The sequence below is a fragment of the Mesorhizobium sp. PL10 genome (assembly GCF_053714315.1).
On sequence record NZ_JBSKBR010000098.1, the window covers coordinates 1 to 2,897 of the forward strand.

Genomic DNA, 2,897 nt, shown 5'->3' on the forward strand with positions numbered 1-2,897 from the left:
GCATCAGCTACCGCGGCAGCGGTTTAGTTCAATCAGATATTCTCGCCGATGGGAATCCCTCGCGATTCCCTCAGGTCAGATTATGCTCTAACCCGCCGGCAGGCTTCGGCCTCATCCAGGCAATCGCCTCCTCCTGTGCGATCAGTGTCGCCTGCGCGCCCGAATCTCCCGATTGGCGATCTTCTTCACGATGAGCAGGTATTACCGTAACAAAACGTTAAAGAAAACTTAACCGATGTTTATCCGCTTTGTTTTGCTAAAGAGCGTATGGTATCGCCGAAATGATATTGTTGCTTCTAATGCGCGATACGGGTCTCTCTCTCGCGATGCATAGCAAAGAGGAGATACTACCCGATGCGGGAAGGTGGAAACTCAATTTATCATATTGGGATTAGTAGCCCTTTTCCCTGCGTCACATCCACCGGGCATATTGTTAGCCAACCAATCACCCGTCCGTCTGCTTCTAATTTAGACTATCTCGCAGAAACGGGATTTAGGCGATCGTTGTCAACAAGCAAAGACGACGAGCTTACCCGCGAATGTTGGCGGTCGGACCGGCGACCGCGCTCGGTCGCCAAATCACAGGGCCCGTAAAGCGGCGATGGGCTGGTCTGCACAGGGCCGTCAGCATTCTCATGCAGCTGGAAACTCGGGCGAGAGGGAACCGTCTATGATGCAGCAATCGGCTGGAGCTACTAGGTCTACGATCGAGGACGCTGTTGCGCATGAGCAGCGCGTCTATGAGAATTCAAACCCGACGAGCAGACAGAAATTTGAAGCCGCCAAGGAGGTCTTGCCTGGCGGCAACACTCGCGGTTCGCTGTATTTTGATCCGTTCCCGCTTTTCTTCAGCTCTGCACGATCCAGCAAGGTGATCGATGCGGACGGTCACGAATATTCGGATTTCGGAAACGACCTAACCGCCGCTCTCTTCGGCCATTCGAACGAAGCGATCGTGTCAGCGCTCAAGGCCGGGCTGGACAAAGGAGTGAGTTACGGGGGCACGCACGATCATGAGGTGGAGTTTGCCCGCGAGATCTGCAATCGGTTTCGCTCCATCGAGAGGGTCCGCTTCCTGACGTCTGGGACGGAAGCAAATGTTGCCGCGATACAACTTGCCAAGGCCGAAACAGGACGGCAATTGGTGCTGGGCTTCTCCGGCGGCTACCACGGTAATATCTTGAACTGGCTTGAGCCCGAGAGTGAGATGAATGTCGATCGTGCGGACGTCCGCCTCGCGCGATACAATCATATCGACACCGTCGAGCAGATCGTCCGGAAGGAAGGCAAGGACATCGCGGCCATTCTGGTCGAGCCGATCATGGGTAGCGCTGGCGGCTTTGTGGCTGAAACGGCTTTTCTGAGCCGACTTCGTGCGATTTGCGATGAGATCAGCGCGTTGCTGATATTTGACGAGGTGCAAACCGCAAGGTTCGCCGTCGGCGGTTATCAATCGGTCATCGGTGTCTATCCGGACCTGACCACGCTCGGCAAGTTCTTCGGCGGCGGTCTCAACTTCGGGGCTTTGTGCGGACCCGCGCGACATATGGACAGGCTGGGACCCGCTCATGAAAGAACGCTCTCGCACGGGGGCACCTTTAGCAACAACGTTCTGACTATGGTTGCAGGACATGCTGCTCTGAAGAAGGTCTTCGTTCAGGAAAACGTCGACCGCTTGAATGCCCGCTCCAACGAGTTGCGGTCTGCTTTACGAGGTCAAGCGAATAGGCGGAGGGTGCCACTGCAATTAGGTAGTTTCGGCTCGCTCATCTCGACACATTTCCAAGCGGACATGCCGCGCGGCCCCGAGGACGTCAAGACCCCCCCGGTCTTTCGAAAGCTGTTGCAGCTTTTCATGATCAACAACGGCATCTTTATCACCAGGCGGGGCCAGTTTACCGTGTCAATGGCCAATACCGACGACGAGTTCTCGGCGTTGGAGCATGCTTTTGGCGTCTTTTTGGACCGATATGGCGAACTGACCGTTGGCTATCGCTGAGGATTCGCACGCCAATATCGAAGCGGCTACCAGCCGGTCAAGGGGAGAGAATTGCTGTGAATGCGCGAACAATTCTTCCGTCTAGTCATGTTCCCTTGATGGCGGCAAACTCGCGCTGCCGGCAGTGCGCCTACGAATGAACGATCTGGGCGATCCACAGACGACCCTGTCCGATAGGGTATACGGCATAGTGCGTGAAAGTCTCAGATGCGGCGTGTATAAGCCCGGCGAGAAGATCACGCATCGCGCCATAGCCTCTCAGCTGGGGGTCAGCGTGACGCCCGTCCGTGAGGCGATCAAGCGCCTCGTGTCAGAGGAAAGCCTGTCAATGGTAGGTCTAAAGACCATTGTCGCTCCAAGCCTGGGGCGACCAGATTTGGAGGAAATTACGAAAATCCGCGTCAACCTCGAAGGATGGGCAACGGAACTTGCGGCGGAAAATGCCTCGGCGACTTTCATTCGCGAGTTGGAGCATCTTCATCTGGTCTATTGCACGCATCGGAGGGCTCACGACACCAAGGCGAAAATTGAGGCAAACGCCAAGTTCCACTTCGCTCTTTATGCCCAGTCGAAAGCGCCCAAGCTTCTGGCCATCATCGACAATCTTTGGGTGACAATCGGCCCCACGCTGGGCCTTCTCGCAAATCGGGGATTCGAAGACAACGACGGTGAGAAATTTCATGAGGCCGCAATCTCTGCACTGAAGGCGAGAAAGACTGCCGCCGTCCAAGCCGCGATAGTGAATGATATACTCACCGCCCGTCTGAAGATCCTGCAAATCTTAGCTCGACTTTGTACGTTTTGGTCATGTCCAGGTCCAGAAGAGGCTGTTGGTTGCCAGGGCAATCGGGTGAGTTAACACGTGACATATGGCGCCAGTGCTGAATCTGTGAGTCCC

Annotated in this window: 3 protein-coding genes; all 3 read left to right on the top strand. The window is 55.4% G+C overall.

All coding sequences use genetic code 11. The annotated features are described in order from the left end of the window. Positions 1-194 (top strand): hypothetical protein (locus ACWGTO_RS33000; RefSeq protein ID WP_454578885.1); only part of this gene is annotated, 194 nt, incomplete at its 5' end. A gap of 476 nt (positions 195-670) precedes the next feature. Further along, positions 671-1,999, top strand: a complete 1,329-nt coding sequence (locus ACWGTO_RS33005) for an aspartate aminotransferase family protein (protein ID WP_454578886.1) — start codon at positions 671-673, stop codon at positions 1,997-1,999. A 136-nt stretch (positions 2,000-2,135) separates the two neighbouring features. Beyond that, on the top strand, positions 2,136-2,858 hold the full coding sequence (locus ACWGTO_RS33010; protein WP_454578887.1) for a GntR family transcriptional regulator: 723 nt from the start codon (positions 2,136-2,138) through the stop codon (positions 2,856-2,858). The last annotated feature ends 39 nt before the right edge of the window (positions 2,859-2,897 follow it).